Genomic DNA, 18,805 nt, shown 5'->3' on the forward strand with positions numbered 1-18,805 from the left:
GTCCGGCCAAGATCCGTTGCGCAGCTGTCCGATGAGGTCACATTACGGTTGGAGGAGCGGCAGTGTCGCGCCGAAATGACAAAGAGCGGTGGGTCGGTACACGGAGAGAGGGAGCGGGGATCTTGGCTGACTGGACGTTGCGGGAGAGCCTGGCCACCACGTCGGGGACCGTGCGCTGGGACCGGCTCGGGGATCCTGGCGGCGAGCCGGTCGTGCTGCTGCACGGGACGCCGTTCTCGTCGTACGTGTGGCACGAGATCGCTCCCGCACTCGCCGCCGCCGGACTCCACGTGCACGTGTGGGACATGGCGGGCTACGGCACCTCCGACATGCACCCGGACCAGGACGTCTCACTGGGGGCCCAGGGTCGGATATTCACCGAGCTGTTGGCGCACTGGGGCCTGGTCGAGCCGTCCGTCGTCGCGCACGACTTCGGCGGGTGCGTGGCACTGCGCGCTCATCTGCTGCACGGCGCCCGCTACCGGCGGCTCGCCCTGGTCGACCCGGTGGCCCTGGAGCCCTGGGGCTCCCCCTTCTTCCGGCTGGTCCGCGAGCAGAGCCACGTCTTCGAGCGGCTCCCGGCCGCCCTGCACGAGGCCCTGGTGCGTGAGTACGTCACGTCCGCGAGCCACGTCGGCCTGCGGCCCGCCGCGCTGGACGCGCTCGTGCGGCCCTGGACGGGGGAGCGGGGCCAGGTCGCCTTCTACCGCCAGATCGCGCAGGCCGACCAGCGCTACACCGACGACATCCAGCCGCTGTACCCCACGATCGACCTGCCGGTGACGGTCTGCTGGGGCACCGAGGACACCTGGATCCCCTTCGCCAAGGGGCAGGAGCTGGCCGCGCTGATCCCGGGCGCGCGGCTGGTGCCCGTCCCGGAGTCCGGCCACCTCGTCCCCCTGGACGCACCCGCCCGGCTGACGAGCGAGGTGCTCACCTTCCTCGGGGCCTGAAGGCGTCGAACGCCCAAGGACGCGAGAGAACCATCAGGACCGCACAAAGTCCGACGGGGTCATTGCTTCGGTTGTGTTCGAGTCCTAGGGTGTGCCTGCTCAGCAGTTGCTCCGTCACCGTCAGTTGCACGTGTCCCAACAGAAACGCCCATCACGGGAGTTGGGGATCACATCTGACGTGCCCTCAGTCCGTGCAGCACCCTGTCGAACCGAGGAAGGCCACGGTCATGCCGCACCCGCTCTCGTCCCCCGCCGACCGGCCCGTCGTCAGCCGTCGCCGTCTGCTCGAAGGGGGCGCCGCCGTGCTCGGCGCGCTCGCCCTGTCCGCGTCGCCCGCCGCCGCGCACACGGCGGGCCGGCGCCCGGCGACGGACGGCCCTCCGGAGTGGAACGACGGCCTGGCCGTGTACCGCGTGGGCACCGAGTCGCCGCACACCACGCTCATGCCGTACGCGGACGTCGAGCAGGCACTGGACGGTGACCGCACCCGCTCGCCGTACCGGCTGAGCCTCGACGGCACGTGGAAGTTCGCCTACGCCGACCGCCCCGACGACCGGGATGCCGACTTCTACCGCACCGACGTCGACGACTCCGGCTGGGACACCATTCCCGTGCCCTCGGCCTGGCAGATGCACGGCTACGACTTCCCGATCTACGTCAACATCACCTACCCCTGGTGGGGCCCCAACGGCGGCGGCGAGGAGGCCCAGCCGCCGGCCGCCCCGACCCGCTACAACCCCGTCGGCCAGTACCGCCGTACGTTCACCGTCCCCCGGAACTGGTCGGGCCGGCGCACCTTCCTGCACTTCGAGGGCGTCAAGTCCGCACACTACGTGTGGATCAACGGCGAGCTGGTGGGCTACCACGAGGACTCCTACACCTCCGCCGAGTACGACATCACCCCCCATCTCAAGCCGGGCACCAACCAGATCGCCGTCGAGGTGTACCGCTACTCCGACGCGGAGTGGCTGGAGGACCAGGACATGATCCGGCTGAGCGGCATCTTCCGCTCGGTCCACCTGTACTCCACGCCGTCCGTGCACCTGCGCGACTTCAAACTGGACACCCCACTGGGCGACGACTACACCTCCGCCGAGCTCAAGGTCACCGCGCACGTCCGCGACTACGGCGGCAAGGGCGCGGGCCGCCACACCGTCGAGACCCAGCTGTACGACGCGCGCGGGCACGCCGTCTGGCCGCGGCCCCTGAACCAGCCCGTCGACGTCCCGGACGGCGACGAGGCCACCGCCGAGGCGTCCAGAGCCGTCCCCTCGCCGAAGCTCTGGTCGGCGGAGCACCCGAACCTCTACACCGCCGTGCTGCGACTGCGCGACCCGTCCGGCAAGGTCGTCGAGACGCTCTCGCACCGGGTCGGCTTCCGCGAGTTCGCGCTCAAGGACGGCCTGATGCGCATCAACGGCAAGCCGGTCTCCTTCCGCGGGACCAACCGGCACGAGATGCACCCGGTCACCGGCTCGGCGCTCACCCGTGCGCAGATGATCGAGGACATCGAGATCATCAAGCGGCTCAACATCAACAGCGTCCGCACCTCGCACTACCCCAACAACCCGCTGTGGCTGGAACTCGCCGACGAGTACGGCCTGTACCTCGTGGACGAGACCAACCTCGAAACCCACGGCATCCGCGACGAGTTCCCCGGCAGCGGCCACCCCGAGTGGACCGAGGCGTGCGTGGTCCGTGCCCAGAACATGGTCCACCGCGACAAGAACCACGCCTCGGTGGTCATCTGGTCCCTCGGCAACGAGGCGGGCGGCGGCACCACCTTCAACGCCATGCACGACTGGATCCGCTCCTACGACCCCACCCGCGTCATCCAGTACGAGGGCGACGACCGCCCGGGCATCAGCGACATCCGCTCCGAGATGTACGACAGCCCGCAGCGGGTCGAGCAGCGCGCCAAGGACTCGAACGACACCCGCCCGTACGTGATGATCGAGTACTCGCACGGGATGGGGAACTCCAACGGCAACTTCAAGAAGTACTGGGACATCGTCCGCCGCTACGACGTCCTCCAGGGCGGTTGGATCTGGGACTTCGTCGACCAGGCCCTGAGCTGGCCGACCCCCACCCGCAAGCTGCTGACCGAGTCCGGGCCGGGCGCACTGCGCGGCGAGATCATGGCGCCCTCCGGCACCTTCGACCGTGTGAAGGGTGTCTTCGGTGGCACCGTCTTCCCCCGCGACCCCCGCCTGGACCTCACCGGCTCCCTCACGCTGGAGGCCTGGGTCACCCCGCACGTGACCGGCGGCCATCAGCCGCTCCTCGCCAAGGGCGACACCCAGTACGCCCTCAAACAGACCGACAAGAACCTGGAGTTCTTCATCCACGGCGGCGGCCAGTGGGTCACCGCGAGCTGGGCGCTGCCCGAGGGCTGGACGGGCAAGGAGCACCACATCGCCGGTGTCTTCGACGCGGACGCGGGGACGCTCACCCTGTACGTCGACGGCCAGGTGCGCGGCACCCGGACCACCACTCGGCGCCCCAGCGACAACACGGCGTCCCTGTCCCTCGCCACGGACATCGACAACCCGACCCGCGAGTTCAGCGGCACCATCCGGCGGGCCCGCGTGTACGCCCGCGCGCTGAGCGCCGCGGAGCTGGCCTCGGACGGCCGCGGCCCGGACGACGAGGGCGTGCGCTTCTGGTTCGACGCCGCCACCGTCGGCCTCACCGAGCAGCGCCCGCGCGACAAGACGTTCTACGCCTACGGCGGGGACTGGGGCGACAACCCCAACGACGGCGCCTTCGCCGGTGACGGCATCATCACCGCCGACCGCGGCCTGACGGGCAAGTCCGCCGAGGTCAAGCAGATCTACCAGGCGATCAACGCCGCGCCGGCCTCCGGCGGCCCCGGCGCCGTCACCCTCACCAACGAGCACCTCTTCACCAACCTCCGTGAGTTCGACGGCCGTTGGTCCCTCGTCGCCGACGGCAAGGTCGTCCAGCGCGGCCGGCTGACCCGCGACCAGCTGAACGTGGCGCCGCTGAGCAGCAAGGACATCAAGGTGCCGGTGCGGCTGCCGGCGAAGCCCGAACCGGGCACGGAGTACTTCCTCCAGCTCTCCTTCACCACCAAGGAGTCCACCAAGTGGGCGAAGGCGGGCTTCGAGGTGGCCAAGCAGCAGCTCGCCCTCGACACGGACAGCCCGGCCGTGACGCCCGTGCCGCTGCGCGGCGTCCCGACCCTGCGGTACACCGACCGGGACGAGGACGTCACCATCAAGGGCAAGGGCTTCTCGGTCACCGTCGACAAGAGCACCGGCACCATCACGTCGTACGAGGCGGGTGGCACCCGGCTCATCACCTCCGGCCCCGTCCCGAACTTCTGGCGGGCGCCCACCGACAACGACCGGGGCAACGGCCACCACACCCGCAACCAGACGTGGCGCGACGCCGGAGCGAAGCGGAAGGTGGCGGACGTACGGGTCCGGCCGCTGGACGACCGGGCCGTCGAGGTCAGGGTCACCGGCACGCTGCCGACCAGCGCGGAGTCCACGTACAGCACGACGTACACGGTCTTCGGCAACGGCGAGATCAAGGTCGACAACACCCTGCACCCGGGAGCGTCGAACCTGCCCTACATCCCCGAGGTCGGCACCCTGCTGTTCCTGCCCCGCCGCCTGGACCGGCTGCACTATTACGGCCGGGGTCCGGAGGAGAACATGTGGGACCGCAACAACGCGACCGACGTCGGTCTGTACTCCGGCACCGTCTCCGGGCAGTGGACCTCCTACCTGCGCCCCCAGGAGAACGGCAACAAGACCGACGTCCGCTGGGCCGCGCTGACGGACGGCAGCGGACGCGGACTGCTCGTCTCCGGTGAGCCGCTGCTGGAGGTCAACGCCTCACGCTTCACCCCCGAGGACCTGTCGGTCGGCGCCCGCCACGACTACCAGCTCACCCCGCGGGACGCGGTGGTCCTCCGCGTCAACCACCGCCAGACGGGCGTGGGCGGCGACAACAGCTGGGGTGCCCACCCCCACGACGAGTTCAAGCTCTTCGCCAACCGCGACTACGCGTACACCTACCGGCTGCGTCCGCTGACGCGTGTGAGCGAGGCGATGGCGGCCTCGCGACGGCCGACGGCCACCGAATAGAACAACGGTGTAGAGAGCAAACGGTGTGACAGCGGCGCCGCCTCAGTCGGCGGCGTCGCTGATGCCGAGGCGCAGATGCTCCACGTGGTAGACGGCCTGGTCGAGCAGCTCGGCGACATGGTGGTCGTGCAGCGCGTAGACGACCGAACGGCCCTGCCGCTCGCCCACGACCAGGCCCAGGTTGCGCAGCAGCCGCAGCTGGTGCGAGCAGGCCGACTGCTCCATGCCCACCTCGGCGGCCAACTCGGTCGCCGGCAGCGGGCCTTCCCGCAGCCGCGCCAGGATCAGCAGGCGGGAGGGCGTGGACAGGGCCTGGAGCGTGGTGGCGACCTTCGCGACGTTGTCCGCGTCCAGGCGTACGCGCTCGGTGGCGTCCCGCGCGGGGATGACGGCTCCATGACCCATGACCTCATCGTACCGGTCACCCGCGAACACATGAATGAATCTTCATCTGCCCCGGCTTCGGCGGCCTCCGCGGGGCGCCGCACGGACGGGTCGATGTCGGATTCTCGCCAGACCCGTCCTGTGCGGTGCCCGATGCTGGACGCATGCAGATGGGGATGCACACCGACACCGAGCGCTGCGTGCGCGCCGTCCAGTCCAAGGACGCGCGGTTCGACGGATGGTTCTTCACGGCCGTCCTGACGACCCGCATCTACTGCCGTCCCAGTTGTCCGGTCGTGCCGCCCAAGCCGGAGAACATGATCTTCCACCCGAGCGCGGCGGCCTGCCAGCAGGCCGGGTTCCGGGCCTGCAAGCGCTGCCGGCCCGACACCAGCCCCGGCTCTCCGGAGTGGAACCAGCGCGCCGATCTCGTGGCCCGCGCCATGCGGCTGATCGCCGACGGCGTTGTGGACCGCGAGGGCGTGCCCGGCCTCGCCGGCCGGCTCGGCTACAGCACCCGGCAGGTCGAGCGCCAGCTGCTCGCCGAACTGGGCGCGGGACCGCTCGCGCTCGCCCGCGCCCAGCGCGCCCAGACGGCCCGGCTGCTCATCGAGACGACGGCCCTGCCGATGGCTCAGATCGCCTTCGCCGCCGGCTTCGCCTCGATCCGCACCTTCAACGACACCGTCCGCGAGGTCTTCGCCCTCTCCCCGAGCGAGCTGCGCGCCCGCGCCCCGAAGCGGCAGGGGGCGAGCACCCCCGGCGCGCTGTCCCTGCGGCTGCCGTTCCGCACCCCGCTCAACCCCGACAACCTCTTCGGCCACCTCGCCGCCACGGCCGTACCCGGCGTGGAGGAGTGGCGGGACGGCTCCTACCGGCGCACGCTGCGGCTGCCGTACGGCCACGGCATCGTGGCCCTCGCTCCCACCCCCGACCACATCGCCTGCCGCCTCACCCTCAGTGACCTGCGCGATCTGACCGTCGCCATCAGCCGGTGCCGCCGCATGCTCGACCTGGACGCCGACCCCGTCGCGATCGACGAGCAACTGCGCACGGACCCGGTCCTGGCGCCGCTGGTCGACAAGGCGCCCGGCAGGCGTGTCCCGCGCACGGTGGACGAGGCGGAGTTCGCCGTCCGGGCCGTGCTCGGCCAGCAGGTCTCCACCGCCGCCGCCCGCACCCACGCGGCCCGCCTGGTCACCGCGCACGGCGAACCGGTCGACGACCCCGAGGGCGGACTCACACACCTCTTCCCCGCCCCCGAGTCCCTCGCGGCGCTGGACCCGGAGACACTCGCGATGCCCCGCACCCGCCGCACGACCTTCACCACTCTGGTCCGTCAACTCGCCGACGGCGATCTCCACCTGGGCGTGGAGAGCGACTGGCCGCAGGTCCGTTCCCAACTTCTCGCCCTGCCCGGCTTCGGTCCCTGGACGGCCGACGTCATCGCCATGCGCGCCCTCGGCGACCCCGACGCCTTCCTCCCCACCGACCTCGGCATCCGCCGCGCCGCCCAGGAACTCGGCCTGCCCTCCACCCCCGCCGCGCTCACCGCCCGCGCGGCGGCCTGGCGCCCCTGGCGGGCCTACGCGGTCCAGTACCTCTGGGCGACCGACAGCCACCCGATCAACTTCCTTCCGGTATAGGGATGTTCCATGAAGCACCACACCGTGACCGACAGCCCCTACGGCCCCCTCACCCTCGTCGCCGACGACGGCGTTCTGTGCGGCCTCTATATGACCGACCAGCGCCACCGGCCGCCGGAGGAGACCTTCGGCGCCCGCGACGACACGCTGTTCGCCGAGACGGAGGAGCAGCTGAAGGCCTACTTCGCGGGCGAGCTCGAGGAGTTCACCGTCGAACTCCGCCTGACCGGCACGCCGTTCCAGCGTGACGTCTGGGACCAGCTGCGCCGCATCCCGTACGGCGAGACCCGCACCTACGGCCAACTCGCCGACGCCCTCGGCACCCCGACCGCCTCCCGCGCGGTCGGCCTCGCCAACGGCCGCAACCCCATCGGCATCATCGTCCCCTGCCACCGCGTCATCGGAGCGAACGGGAGCCTCACGGGATACGGGGGCGGGCTGGAGCGCAAGCAGCGTCTGCTGGACTTCGAACGCGGGACGGCCCTCTTCTGACGCCACGGCTCGTCAAATTTGACTAGACTCCGGTCATGCCGCAGAAGACCATCCCGATCCTGCCCTGCCGGACCCTCCCACCCGTTCTCGACTTCTACACCGCCCTCGGCTTCGAGGTGACGTACGAACAGCGAAGCCCCAACCCGTACGCGGTCGTGGAGCACGGCGGCATCGAGCTGCAGTTCTTCGCGATGAAGCACTACGAGCCGACCGGCTCGATCAGCACCTGCTACGTCCTGACCGACGACGTGGACGGCCTGTACCAGGCGTTCCGGGCCGGGCTCAAGGCGGCGTACGGCAGGATCCCCACCCGGGGGCTGCCGCGGGTCGGGCCGCTCAAGGACATGTCGTACGGCGTGCGGCAGTTCCTCATGACCGACCCGGGCGGCAACTGCGTCCGGGTGGGGCAGCGCACGGGCGAGGACCGGCACCACGGGCCCGCCCCCGAGGAGACGTTCGCGCGGGCCCTGCACCACGCGTCCCTCCTGGCGGACTCCAAGGGGGACACGGCGGGCGCCGCCAAGGTCATCGACCGGGTGCTGCGCCTGACGGACGAGACGCCGACGCCCGTACAGCTGCTTCAGCTCCTCGTCCTGCGCGCGGACGTCGCGGGACGCCTCGGCGACGAGGAGACGACGGCGACCGCCCTCGCCCGGGCCGCCGCGCTCGACCTCACCGGAGCCGAGCGCGACCAGGGCCGTGACGCACTCACGCGCCTGGAGGATCTGCGGGCCGCGCCTCGGCCGTGAGACCGCGCAACAGCTCCGGCAGCGCCGTGCCGATGGGTTCGCGGACGATCTCGCCGGCACGGTCGTCGTACGGCGTCGGCTCGGCGTTGACGATGACGAGCCGGGCGCCGTGGTCGGCGGCGAGGCCGGCGGCGGGCTGGACCTGGAGGCTCGTGCCGACGGCGACGAACACCTGGCAGGCCTTGCTGATGGCGACCGCCTCGCCGAGGACGACCGGGTCGAGCCGCTCGCCGAACATCACCGTCGCCGACTTCAGGACGCCGCCGCACTCCAGGCACGGCGGGTCGTCCTCACCGGCCTCGACCCGTGCGAGCGCGTCCACCATCGGGCCGCGGGTGTGGCAGCCGGTGCACACGAAACTCCGTGCCGTGCCGTGCAGTTCGAGGACCTTGCGGGCGGGCATCCCGGCGAGCTGGTGCAGCCCGTCCACGTTCTGCGTGATCACCCGGACGGGTACCCCGGACCGCTCCAGCTCGGCCACCGCCCGGTGCGCGGCGTTGGGCTCCGCCTGAAGCGTCCGGTTCTTGCGCCGCATCTGCCAGGAGCGGCGGCGGATCTCCGGGTCGCCCATGTAGTACTCGTACGTGACGAGCTTCTCGGCCTCCGGATCCCGCCGCCAGAGTCCGTTCGGCCCGCGGTAGTCCGGGATCCCGGAGTCCGTGCTGATACCGGCACCGGTGAGGAGCGCGACGAGGGGCTTGGCCATGTCACCGAGGGTAGGCCGGGCGATGGGGGAGCGGCGAGCGGATATACCGCGTGGCCGCACGCGACGAGGCGCTGCGCGAGGTCGACGCCGAACCCCGGGACGTCGAGGGCTGGGCAGTCGGCGCCGTTCAGGCCACCCGGTGCCCGTTCTCCAGCTCCGCCGTGCCCGAGCCGTCCGCCAGGACCTCCAGGCCGGCCAGGACACGGCGGCCGAGGGCGCCCGGCAGGTACTCGGTCAGTTCCTCGCGCGGGACCAGCCGCCAGGACAGCAGCTCCTCCTCCTGGAGGCGGATCGCCTTGAACTCGTCCTCGCCGAGCACCCCGCCGTCGTACAGATACGCCACCAGCGGCGGACGCCCCGGGCCGTGCGCCCAGTCCACCGCCAGCAGCCGGCCGAGCTCACGGTCCAGCCCGATCTCCTCGGCCGTCTCGCGCCGCGCGCCCTGCCGCGGGGTCTCGCCGTCGTCGGACTCGATCGTGCCGCCGGGCAGCGTCCAGCCCTCCCGGTAGTTGGGCTCGACGAGCAGCACCCGGTCCTCGCCGTCCCGGAACAGCGCGGCGGCGCCGGCCAGGACGCGGGGCAGGGACGCGATGTAGGCGGCGAAGTCAGAAGAGGTGGTCATGGGGGCAGGGTAACCACCCGATGACGGCTCAGCCGCAGAGGAGGACGTGGCTGGACTCGTGGTTGATGCGGAGGCTGCCGGAGGAGGGGAACGGCCGGTTCGATCCGGTCAGGCCTCCTGCTCCGCCAGCCGCAGCGTCCGCTCCGCGAGCTCGCTGATCCGCACTCCGTCGAAGCCGAACACCGCGCTGCGGACCGTGTCCTCCAGTGGCACCTTCCACTGGTCCGGGATGGCCGCGGCCCCGCCGAACACACCCGCCACCGAACCCGCCGTCGCGCCGTTGGAGTCGGTGTCCAGGCCGCCGCGGACGGTCAGGGTGATGGTGCGGGTGAAGTCGCCGTCGCCGTAGAGCAGGCCGGCGGTCAGGACGGCGGCGTTCGGGACGGCGTGGATCCAGCCCATGCCGAGGGTCTCCTCGGCGACCGTGGTGAGTGTGTCCTCCCAGGACATCCGGGTGTCGTGCAGGGAAACGACCCGGCGCACCGTGCGGGCCAGACGGCTGCTCGCCGGGATCACGGCCAGGGCCTCGTCGACCGCGTGCCGCACCGTGGGCGCCGTGAACGCCGCCGCGATCAGCGCCGCCGCCCACATCGCCCCGTAGACCCCGTTGCCGGTGTGCGACAGCACCGCGTCCCGCCGGGCCAGCGAGGCGGCCCGGCGCGGCACCCCCGGGCAGGTCCAGCCGTAGATGTCGGCCCTGATCAGCGCGCCGATCCACTCCTGGTACGGGTTGTCGTACGTCGCCGTCAGCGGCGGCTTGAGCCCGTTGGCGAGGTTGCGGTACGCGGCCCGCTCGGCGGTGAACGTCTGGAGGTACGGCAGCCGCAGCAGCCACAGGTCACCGACCTGCTCGGTGCTGAAGCCGAAGCCGTGGGTCTCCAGCAGGTCCAGGCCGAGGATCGCGTAGTCGACGTCGTCGTCACGGCAGCTGCCGTGGATACGGCCGCGCACGCACTGGCGCCATTCCGGGCGCAGCTCGAAGCCGTCGTGTTCGCTGATCGGCTCGGGCAGGTAGTCGGTCAGCGGTAGCGCTGCTGCCTGTCGCAGGTAGCGGTCGATGCGGTCGCGCGTCCAGACTTCGCCCTGCTCCACCGGTTTGCCGAGCATGTTGCCCGCGATGCGGCCCAGCCAGCCGCCGAGGATGCGGTTGGCGATGTCTGTCTCGGTGCGCGCGAGGGTCATGGTTACGGTCTACCCGTTTCGGCGGGACGCCCTGGGGTGGGACTGCGGTGTGTTTCGGGGGGCGCGGGTACGTCGTGGTCGGTCGCGCCCGCGCGGCGCCGGCCGCATGGCTGACACAGCCCCGCGCCCCTGAGGGCGGCACCCCTGGTCCAGGAGATGGGCAGAGGCTGACGACGGGGGCGTCCTCCGGTTAGGGTCGCAGCGGCGCGACTGGCCTTGACGTGCGTGAGGGCCCGGAGAGCAAGGGGAGTGCAAGTGGCGGACGTTGCAGTGAGCGATACCCAGAGGACACGGCGGGTGCTCGTCGCCGCGGACAAGTTCAAGGGGTCGCTGACGGCCGTGGAGGTCGCCGAGCGGGTGACGGCCGGGCTGCGCCGGGCCGTACCGGACGTCGAGGTCGAGGCGCTGCCCGTGGCCGACGGCGGCGACGGAACCGTGGCCGCGGCGGTCGCGGCCGGGTTCGAGCGCCGGGAGGTACGGGTCGCCGGCCCGCTCGGCGACGAGGTGACGGCGGCGTTCGCGCTGCGCGACGGCACCGCGGTCGTGGAGATGGCCGAGGCGAGCGGACTCCAGCGGCTGCCCGCCGGGGTCTTCGCACCGCTCACGGCGTCCACGTACGGCTCCGGCGAGCTGCTGCGGGCCGCGCTGGACGCGGGTGCCCGCACGATCGTCTTCGGGGTCGGCGGCAGCGCCACCACGGACGGCGGCGCCGGAATGCTGTCAGCGCTGGGCGCGCGCTTCCGGGACACGGACGGCGAGCCGGTACCGCCGGGCGGCGGCGGCCTCACCGATCTGGCCTCGGCCGACCTCTCGGCCCTCGACCCGCGCCTCACCGAGATCGAACTGGTCCTCGCGAGCGACGTCGACAACCCGCTGACCGGCCCGACGGGCGCGCCCGCGGTCTACGGCCCGCAGAAGGGCGCCTCGCCGGACGACGTGGCGGCCCTGGACGCCGCCCTCGCGCACTTCGCGAAGGTGCTGGAGGAGTCGGCCGGTCCGAAGGCCGCCGAGTACGCCGCCTCACCTGGCGCCGGCGCGGCGGGCGGCATCGGCTACGGCGCCCTGCTCCTCGGCGCCCGTTTCCGCCCCGGCATCGAGGTCATGCTCGACGTCCTGGGCTTCGCCCCCGCCCTGGACCGTGCCGACCTGGTGATCACCGGCGAGGGCTCCCTCGACGAACAGACCCTCCACGGCAAGGCCCCGGCGGGCGTCGCCGCGGCGGCCCGTGCGGCCGACAAGGACGTCGTAGCGGTATGCGGCCGCCTCGCCCTCCCCCCGGAGGCCCTGGGCCGTGCCGGAATCCGCCGGGCCTACCCCCTGACGGACGCGGAGCCGGACGTGGCGAAGTGCATCGCCGAGGCCGGGCCGATCCTGGAACGGGTGGCGGAGCAGATCGGGCGGGACTTCCTGACCTGAGCCGGTCCCGTCCGTCCTGATCGAGGCTTCGCACCCGAGCTGAACCGACCCCGACCACGCCGACCGCAGGACAAGCACCAGCACAGGCAGAGGGCCCCGAACCGAAACCCGGTCCGGGGCCCAAGCAAAGAACAAACGCTACGGCACTACGGCAGCTGCGCCGCCCGCGCTTCCCTCCGGTTGTCACGGAAGTTGTTCACCCGCCGAGCCGTCGCGAACAGCGGAATCACCGCCCCCATGACCAGCTGAAGCGCGCATCCTGTCTGCAGCAGCAACTGCCCGCTCGGCGCGTCGAACGCCCACGCCGCCAGCAGACCCATGCTCAGCACGATCCACGACAGCATCGCCACCGCGAGCCGCCCCCGCGGCTTCGGGTACTCGACCCGGCTCACCATCAGCCACGCCGTACCCAGGATCGCCAGCAGCGTCGCCACGAACGGCAGCTCGAGCAGCACGATCGAGACGACCGTGAGTGCACCGAACGGCGAGGGCATGCCCTGGAACGTGCCGTCCTTCACGGTGACGCACGAGAACCGGGCAAGCCGCAGCACCACCGCCAACAGCACAACGATCGCGCCCACCGCCGCGACCCGCTCATGCGCGTCACTCGCGACCATGCCGTACACGAGCACGAAGTACGCGGGCGCCAGACCGAAGCTGATCAGGTCGGAGAGATTGTCCAGCTCGGCACCCATCGGCGATGACCGCAGCTTGCGGGCGACGAGGCCGTCGAACAGGTCGAAGACAGCCGCGCACAGCATCAGTATCACGGCCGTGGCCGCGCTGTTGCGGGCCATGCCCGAATTGTCACCCGAGAGGTGGGGGATGAGGATGCCGGTGGTGGTGAAGTACACCGCCATGAAGCCGCACGTCGCGTTACCGAGCGTGAGCGTGTCCGCTATCGACAGCCGGAGAGACAGCGGCAGTTCCTCCGCGTCGTCGTCCTCGTCCTCGGCGACCCAGTTCGCGGCCTGTGTGTCGGGATCAATCACGGTCAATTCGAGTCACCCCCGCAGTCGTGGTCTGACCAACCTCGACAGCGACGTCGACACCTTCCGGAAGGTAGATGTCAACGCGCGATCCGAAGCGGATCAGGCCGATGCGGTCGCCCTGCTCGACCTTGGTCCCCTGCGGGACGTACGGGACGATCCGCCGCGCGACCGCGCCGGCGATCTGCACCATCTCGATGTCACCGAGCTCGGTGTCGAAGTGCCACACCACACGCTCGTTGTTCTCGCTCTCCTTGTTGAAGGCGGGAACGAAGCCACCGGGCACGTGCTCGACCGACGTCACCGTGCCGGCCAGCGGCGCGCGGTTGACGTGTACGTTGAGCGGGCTCATGAAGATGGCGACGCGAGTGCGGCCGTCCTTCCACGGCATGATGCTCTGCACCACACCGTCGGCGGGCGAGATGACCCGGCCCTGGCCGATCTCGCGCTCGGGGTCGCGGAAGAACCACAGCATTCCCGCCGCGAGCGCGGTGGCGGGAACGGCGATGGCCTTGGCAGCGCCGGAGCGGCGCGCCCGGGCCAGGCTGAGGGCTGCGGTGGCGACGGTCGGAAGGAGCCACGGCGATGCTCCGCGCGCGAGGCGTACGCCGGCCCGGCTGTCGCGAGGTGCAGAGGTTTGGCTGTGGGGCATGGATGACCTTCGTAGCGGATGATGCCGCACTCTGACGGGGGACGGCGGCTTTCCGGCGATCGTAGCGGCTCGGGGCCCTAACTGGGTAAGCCAGGCAGCCGAGTCGGCGGCCGAAGAGCGCTGACGGGGTGTGATCTTCTTCTCCAAGAAAACACCCCGTATCCGGACATCTAGCCCTGGAATCGATACTCTTCGAGCAACCGCCTGCCGATGATCATTTTCTGGATCTCGGCGGTACCTTCACCGATCAGCAGCATCGGTGCCTCGCGGTAGAGGCGCTCGATCTCGTACTCCTTGGAGAAGCCGTAGCCGCCGTGGATCCGGAAGGAGTCCTCGACGACCTCCTTGCAGTACTCGGAGGCGAGATACTTCGCCATCCCAGCCTCAAGGTCGTTTCGCTCCCCGGAGTCCTTTTTGCGAGCTGCGTTCACCATCATCGCATGCGCGGCCTCGACCTTGGTAGCCATCTCCGCCAGCTTGAACTGGATCGCCTGGTGCTGGGCGATCGGCTTGCCGAAGGTGTGACGCTGCTGCGCGTACTGGACGCCCAGCTCGAACGCACGCTGAGCGACGCCACAGCCACGCGCCGCCACGTTGACGCGGCCGACCTCGACGCCGTCCATCATCTGGTAGAAACCACGGCCGGTGACGCCGCCGAGCACACGATCGGCAGGAATCCGCAGGCCATCCATGATGAGTTCTGTGGTGTCGACGCCCTTGTACCCCATCTTGTCGATCTTGCCGGGGATGGTGAGTCCGGGCCGGACCTCGCCGAAGCCCGGCTCCTTCTCGACCAGGAAGGTCGTCATCGACTTGTGGGGCGCGGTGCCCTCGGGGTGACCTTCGTCACTTCGGACGAGAACGGCCACGAGAGACGAGGTTCCGCCGTTCGTCAGCCACATCTTCTGGCCGTTCAGGACGTACTCGTCGCCGTCCTGCACCGCCTTCGACGTGATCGCCGAGACGTCCGAGCCGAGGCCCGGCTCCGACATCGAGAAGGCGCCGCGGATGTCGCCGGCCGCCATCCTCGGCAGGAAGTGGTCCTTCTGCTCCTGCGTGCCGTGCTGCTTGAGCATGTACGCCACGATGAAGTGCGTGTTGATGATGCCGGACACCGACATCCAGCCGCGGGCGATCTCCTCCACGCACAGCGCGTACGTCAGGAGCGACTCGCCCAGACCCCCGTACTCCTCGGGGATCATCAGGCCGAAAAGGCCCAGCTCCTTCAGCCCGTCGACGATCTGCTGGGGGTACTCGTCGCGGTGTTCCAGCTCGGTCGCGACCGGGATGATCTCCTTGTCCACGAAGTCCCGGACAGTGGACAGGATCTCCTGCTGGATGTCCGTCAGACCGGCGGTCTGGGCGAGTCGCGCCATGGCTACTTCTCCTGCTCCTCGAGCTCGGGGCGGCCCGGCTGCTCGCCGCCGCGCTCCTTGATGTACGTCTCGGTCGGCACCATGACCTTGCGTCGGAACACGCAGACCAGCGTGCCGTCCTGCTTGTAGCCCTTGGTCTCGACGTGCACGATGCCGCGGTCGTTCTTCGACTTCGACGGCCACTTGTCGAGCACGGTCGTCTGACCGTAGATGGTGTCGCCGTGGAAGGTCGGCGCCACGTGCTTGAGCGACTCGATCTCCAGGTTGGCGATCGCCTTGCCGGAGATGTCCGGCACGGACATGCCGAGCAGCAGCGAGTAGATGTAGTTCCCGACGACGACGTTCTTGCCGAAGTCCGTCGTCTTCTCCGCATAGTTCGTGTCCATGTGGAGCGGGTGGTGGTTCATGGTGAGGAGACAGAACAGGTGGTCGTCGTACTCCGTGACCGTCTTGCCCGGCCAGTGCTTGTACGTTGCCCCGACCTCGAACTCCTCGTAGGTGCGCCCGAACTGCATCGCACTCAGCGCCTTTCTAGTCGGTGGGGATCTCGAACTTGCTGGTGCGCTGCATGCCGGCCGCGCGGCCCTTGCCGGAGATGACCAGCGCCATCTTGCGGCTGGCCTCGTCGATCATCTCGTCGCCGAGCATCGCGGAGCCCTTCTTGCCGCCCGCCTCGGACGTGTAGTAGTCGTACGCGTCCAGGATCAGCTCGGCGTGGTCGTAGTCCTCCTGGGACGGCGAGAAGATCTCGTTGGACGCCTCGACCTGGCCCGGGTGCAGCACCCACTTGCCGTCGAAGCCGAGGGCGGCGGCGCGCTGGGCGACCTCGCGGTAGCCGTCGATGTTGCGGATCTGGAGGTAGGGGCCGTCGATCGCCTGGAGGTCGTTAGCGCGGGCGGCCATCAGGATCTTCATCAGGATGTAGTGGTAGGCGTCCGCCGGGTAGCCGGGCGGCTGCTCGCCCACGACCAGCGACTTCATGTTGATGGACGCCATGAAGTCGGCCGGGCCGAAGATGATCGTCTCGACGCGCGGGGAGGCCTGCGCGATCTCGTTGACGTTGTTCAGGCCCTGCGCGTTCTCGATCTGCGCCTCGATGCCGATCTTGCCGACCTCGAAGCCCATCGTCTTCTCGATCTGGGTCAGCAGGAGGTCGAGGGCGACGACCTGCTGGGCCGTCTGCACCTTCGGCAGCATGATGCAGTCGAGGTTCTGGCCGGCGCCCTCGACCACCGTCACGACGTCGCGGTAGGTCCACTCGGTCGTCCAGTCGTTGACACGCACGACGCGCGTCTTGCCCGTCCAGTCACCTTCGTTGAGGAACTTGACGATGGTGTGCCGCGCCTCGGGCTTGGCGAGCGGGGCGCACGCGTCCTCCAGGTCGAGGAAGACCTGGTCGGCCGGGAGGCCCTGGGCCTTCTCCAGGAAGCGCGGGTTCGAGCCCGGTACCGCCAGGCAGGAACGCCGGGGGCGAAGGCGGTTGACCGTGGTCATGCGGGGACCTCCAGGGGGTCGAGCTTGTTCGCTTTCCGGATCTCGTCGACGATGCGGCCGATGATTCCGGTGATGTCGAAGTCCTTCGGGGTGAAGACCGCGGCCACTCCGGCTGCCCTGAGCTGCTCGGCATCACCGTTCGGGATGATGCCACCGGCGATCACCGGTATATCTGTGGCGCCCGCCACACGGAGCCGTTCGAGGACGTCCGGCACCAACTGGGCGTGCGATCCGGAAAGGATGGACAGGCCGACCGCGTGCACGTCCTCGGCGAGGGCCGCATCCACGATCTGCTCGGGCGTCAGCCGGATGCCCTGGTAGACCACCTCGAAGCCGGCGTCACGCGCGCGCACGGCGATCTGCTCGGCGCCGTTGGAGTGCCCGTCCAGGCCCGGCTTGCCGACCAGGAAGCGCAGCTTGCCGACGCCCAGGTCCTTGGCCGTCAGGTCCACCTTGCGGCGGACCAGGGCCAGCGTGCTGCCCTCCTCGACGGGAACGGCCACCGGCGCCGAGGAGACGCCCGTGGGCGCCCTGAACTCGCCGAACACCTCGCGCAGGGCCCCGGCCCACTCGCCGGTGGTCGCCCCGGCGCGGGCGCACTCCAGGGTGGCCTCCATGAGGTTCTCGGTGCCGCGCGCGGCCTCCTTCAGCCGCTCCAGCGCCTTGCAGGGCCGGGGGTGGTTGAAGGGCGGCTGGTAGCGGCTGTCGCGCCACTGCTGGAGCGAGGCGATGACGCGGGCCTCGACCTCCGGGTCGACCGTCTGGATCGCGGTGTCCAGGTCGGCGGTCAGCGGGTTCGGCTCGGTGCCCTCGAAGGCGTTGACACCGATGATCTTCTCCTGGCCGGACTCGATCCGGCCCCGGCGTTCCGCGTGCGAGGCGACCAGCTGCGACTTGAGGTAACCGGACTCGACGGCCGCCATCGCGCCGCCCATCTCCTGGATGCGGTCGATCTCCGCGAGCGCGGCCTCGACCAGCTCCTCCACCTTCGCCTCGATGACCTTCGAGCCCTCGAAGATGTCCTCGTACTCCAGCAGATCGCTCTCGTACGCCAGCACCTGCTGGATGCGCAAAGACCACTGCTGGTCCCAGGGGCGGGGCAGGCCGAGCGCCTCGTTCCAGGCGGGGAGCTGCACGGCACGCGCGCGTGCGTCCTTGGAGAGGGTCACGGCCAGCATCTCCAGCACGATCCGCTGGACGTTGTTCTCCGGCTGCGCCTCGGTCAATCCCAGGGAGTTGACCTGGACGCCGTAGCGGAAGCGGCGGTGCTTGGGGTTCTCGATGCCGTACCGCTCGCGGGTGACCTGGTCCCAGATGCGGCCGAAGGCGCGCATCTTGCACATCTCCTCGATGAAGCGGACGCCCGCGTTCACGAAGAAGGAGATCCGGCCGACGACGTCGCCCATGCGCTCCTGCGGCACCTGCCCGGAGTCACGGACCGCGTCCAGCACGGCGATCGCGGTGGACATCGCGTACGCGATCTCCTGGACCGGCGTGGCGCCCGCCTCCTGCAGGTGGTAGCTGCAGATGTTGATCGGGTTCCACTTCGGGATGTGGGAGACCGTGTACGCGATCATGTCCGTCGTCAGACGGAGGCTCGGCCCCGGCGGGAAGACGTGCGTCCCGCGGGACAGGTACTCCTTGACGATGTCGTTCTGGGTCGTGCCCTGGAGCTTGGTGATGTCCGTACCCTGCTCCTCGGCGACGACCTGGTAGAGCGCCAGCAGCCACATGGCCGTGGCGTTGATGGTCATCGAGGTGTTCATCTGCTCCAGGGGGATGTCCTGGAACAGCCGACGCATGTCACCGACGTGCGCGATCGGCACACCGACCCGGCCGACCTCGCCGCGGGCGAGGATGTGGTCGGAGTCGTAGCCGGTCTGCGTCGGCAGGTCGAACGCCACCGACAGACCCGTCTGGCCCTTGGCGAGGTTGCGCCGGTAAAGCTCGTTGGACGCCTCGGCCGTGGAGTGACCGGCGTAGGTGCGCATGAGCCACGGCCGGTCCTTCTGACGCTCAGTCATCT

General features: G+C 70.1%; 16 protein-coding genes. 6 read left to right on the forward strand and 10 right to left on the reverse strand.

What is annotated here, in order from left to right:
- The first annotated feature begins 122 nt into the window (after positions 1–122).
- Positions 123–953: an alpha/beta fold hydrolase gene (locus ACZ6TU_RS16605; protein ID WP_469549010.1), complete on the forward strand. Its 831-nt coding sequence runs from the start codon at positions 123–125 to the stop codon at positions 951–953.
- Positions 954–1,180: 227 nt separating this feature from the next.
- Positions 1,181–5,071, forward strand: a complete 3,891-nt coding sequence (locus ACZ6TU_RS16610) for a glycoside hydrolase family 2 TIM barrel-domain containing protein (protein WP_469549012.1) — start codon at positions 1,181–1,183, stop codon at positions 5,069–5,071.
- Between the two features lie 42 nt (positions 5,072–5,113).
- On the opposite strand, the gene ACZ6TU_RS16615 is transcribed toward ACZ6TU_RS16610, so the two are convergent.
- Positions 5,114–5,476: an ArsR/SmtB family transcription factor gene (locus ACZ6TU_RS16615; protein ID WP_436726974.1), complete on the reverse strand. Its 363-nt coding sequence runs from the start codon at positions 5,474–5,476 to the stop codon at positions 5,114–5,116.
- 143 nt (positions 5,477–5,619) lie between these two features.
- Between ACZ6TU_RS16615 and ACZ6TU_RS16620 the strand changes: the two genes are divergently transcribed.
- From ACZ6TU_RS16620 to ACZ6TU_RS16630, 3 genes are read left to right on the forward strand one after another with little or no spacing between them, the layout of a single operon-like run.
- Entirely contained in the window at positions 5,620–7,101 is a 1,482-nt protein-coding gene (locus tag ACZ6TU_RS16620; protein WP_469549014.1) for an AlkA N-terminal domain-containing protein, read from the forward strand.
- A 9-nt stretch (positions 7,102–7,110) separates the two neighbouring features.
- Positions 7,111–7,593 (forward strand): methylated-DNA--[protein]-cysteine S-methyltransferase, encoded by a 483-nt coding sequence (locus ACZ6TU_RS16625; protein WP_467670177.1) that lies wholly within the window; start codon positions 7,111–7,113, stop codon positions 7,591–7,593.
- Between the two features lie 35 nt (positions 7,594–7,628).
- Positions 7,629–8,342, forward strand: a complete 714-nt coding sequence (locus tag ACZ6TU_RS16630; protein ID WP_469549016.1) for a bleomycin resistance protein — start codon at positions 7,629–7,631, stop codon at positions 8,340–8,342.
- Here the strand turns inward: ACZ6TU_RS16630 and ACZ6TU_RS16635 are convergent.
- The 3 genes from ACZ6TU_RS16635 to ACZ6TU_RS16645 all read right to left on the reverse strand — a co-directional run bounded on the left by ACZ6TU_RS16635 (position 8,302) and on the right by ACZ6TU_RS16645 (position 10,852).
- Positions 8,302–9,048 (reverse strand): SIR2 family NAD-dependent protein deacylase, encoded by a 747-nt coding sequence (locus ACZ6TU_RS16635; protein WP_469549020.1) that lies wholly within the window; start codon positions 9,046–9,048, stop codon positions 8,302–8,304. The two genes, ACZ6TU_RS16630 and ACZ6TU_RS16635, sit on opposite strands and share 41 nt — an antisense overlap.
- Positions 9,049–9,175: 127 nt before the next feature.
- Complete coding sequence (locus ACZ6TU_RS16640; RefSeq protein ID WP_467670183.1) at positions 9,176–9,670, reverse strand: NUDIX domain-containing protein; 495 nt, start codon at positions 9,668–9,670, stop codon at positions 9,176–9,178.
- Between the two features lie 108 nt (positions 9,671–9,778).
- Positions 9,779–10,852 (reverse strand): ADP-ribosylglycohydrolase family protein, encoded by a 1,074-nt coding sequence (locus ACZ6TU_RS16645; protein ID WP_469549023.1) that lies wholly within the window; start codon positions 10,850–10,852, stop codon positions 9,779–9,781.
- 297 nt (positions 10,853–11,149) lie between these two features.
- Between ACZ6TU_RS16645 and ACZ6TU_RS16650 the strand changes: the two genes are divergently transcribed.
- Positions 11,150–12,268, forward strand: coding sequence for a glycerate kinase (locus ACZ6TU_RS16650; protein WP_469549211.1), 1,119 nt, complete (start codon positions 11,150–11,152; stop codon positions 12,266–12,268).
- A gap of 146 nt (positions 12,269–12,414) precedes the next feature.
- Here ACZ6TU_RS16650 and pssA read toward each other — a convergent pair whose 3' ends face one another.
- From pssA to ACZ6TU_RS16680, 6 genes are all read right to left on the reverse strand, one after another.
- Positions 12,415–13,266, reverse strand: coding sequence for a CDP-diacylglycerol--serine O-phosphatidyltransferase (gene pssA, locus ACZ6TU_RS16655; RefSeq protein ID WP_467670187.1), 852 nt, complete (start codon positions 13,264–13,266; stop codon positions 12,415–12,417).
- Positions 13,253–13,909 carry a phosphatidylserine decarboxylase gene (locus tag ACZ6TU_RS16660; protein ID WP_467670189.1) on the reverse strand — a complete coding sequence of 219 codons (657 nt, stop codon included), beginning with the start codon at positions 13,907–13,909 and terminating at the stop codon, positions 13,253–13,255. Before ACZ6TU_RS16660 ends, pssA begins: the two co-directional genes overlap by 14 nt.
- Positions 13,910–14,079: 170 nt before the next feature.
- Positions 14,080–15,285, reverse strand: coding sequence for an acyl-CoA dehydrogenase family protein (locus tag ACZ6TU_RS16665; RefSeq protein ID WP_467670191.1), 1,206 nt, complete (start codon positions 15,283–15,285; stop codon positions 14,080–14,082).
- A 2-nt stretch (positions 15,286–15,287) separates the two neighbouring features.
- The gene (locus ACZ6TU_RS16670; RefSeq protein ID WP_467670193.1) at positions 15,288–15,800 is read right to left on the reverse strand and encodes a MaoC family dehydratase; all 513 of its coding nucleotides are present in this window, start codon (positions 15,798–15,800) and stop codon (positions 15,288–15,290) included.
- Between the two features lie 16 nt (positions 15,801–15,816).
- Positions 15,817–16,779, reverse strand: coding sequence for an HpcH/HpaI aldolase/citrate lyase family protein (locus ACZ6TU_RS16675; protein WP_469549027.1), 963 nt, complete (start codon positions 16,777–16,779; stop codon positions 15,817–15,819).
- Positions 16,776–18,803, reverse strand: a complete 2,028-nt coding sequence (locus ACZ6TU_RS16680) for a protein meaA (RefSeq protein ID WP_467670195.1) — start codon at positions 18,801–18,803, stop codon at positions 16,776–16,778. Before ACZ6TU_RS16680 ends, ACZ6TU_RS16675 begins: the two co-directional genes overlap by 4 nt.
- Positions 18,804–18,805 lie beyond the last annotated feature (2 nt).

It is taken from the genome of Streptomyces sp. NPDC052064, from assembly GCF_055585925.1.

Bases quoted from the DNA above. Each gene is read 5' to 3' on its own strand.
- ACZ6TU_RS16610 (WP_469549012.1), top strand. From the start codon at position 1,181: ATGCCGCACCCGCTCTCGTCCCCCGCCGACCGGCCCGTCGTCAGCCGT.
- ACZ6TU_RS16615 (WP_436726974.1), bottom strand. From the start codon at position 5,476: ATGGGTCATGGAGCCGTCATCCCCGCGCGGGACGCCACCGAGCGCGTA.
- ACZ6TU_RS16620 (WP_469549014.1), top strand. From the start codon at position 5,620: ATGCAGATGGGGATGCACACCGACACCGAGCGCTGCGTGCGCGCCGTC.
- ACZ6TU_RS16625 (WP_467670177.1), top strand. From the start codon at position 7,111: ATGAAGCACCACACCGTGACCGACAGCCCCTACGGCCCCCTCACCCTC.
- ACZ6TU_RS16630 (WP_469549016.1), top strand. From the start codon at position 7,629: ATGCCGCAGAAGACCATCCCGATCCTGCCCTGCCGGACCCTCCCACCC.
- ACZ6TU_RS16635 (WP_469549020.1), bottom strand. From the start codon at position 9,048: ATGGCCAAGCCCCTCGTCGCGCTCCTCACCGGTGCCGGTATCAGCACG.
- ACZ6TU_RS16640 (WP_467670183.1), bottom strand. From the start codon at position 9,670: ATGACCACCTCTTCTGACTTCGCCGCCTACATCGCGTCCCTGCCCCGC.
- ACZ6TU_RS16645 (WP_469549023.1), bottom strand. From the start codon at position 10,852: ATGACCCTCGCGCGCACCGAGACAGACATCGCCAACCGCATCCTCGGC.
- ACZ6TU_RS16660 (WP_467670189.1), bottom strand. From the start codon at position 13,909: ATGCCCCACAGCCAAACCTCTGCACCTCGCGACAGCCGGGCCGGCGTA.
- ACZ6TU_RS16665 (WP_467670191.1), bottom strand. From the start codon at position 15,285: ATGGCGCGACTCGCCCAGACCGCCGGTCTGACGGACATCCAGCAGGAG.
- ACZ6TU_RS16670 (WP_467670193.1), bottom strand. From the start codon at position 15,800: ATGCAGTTCGGGCGCACCTACGAGGAGTTCGAGGTCGGGGCAACGTAC.
- ACZ6TU_RS16675 (WP_469549027.1), bottom strand. From the start codon at position 16,779: ATGACCACGGTCAACCGCCTTCGCCCCCGGCGTTCCTGCCTGGCGGTA.
- ACZ6TU_RS16680 (WP_467670195.1), bottom strand. From the start codon at position 18,803: ATGACTGAGCGTCAGAAGGACCGGCCGTGGCTCATGCGCACCTACGCC.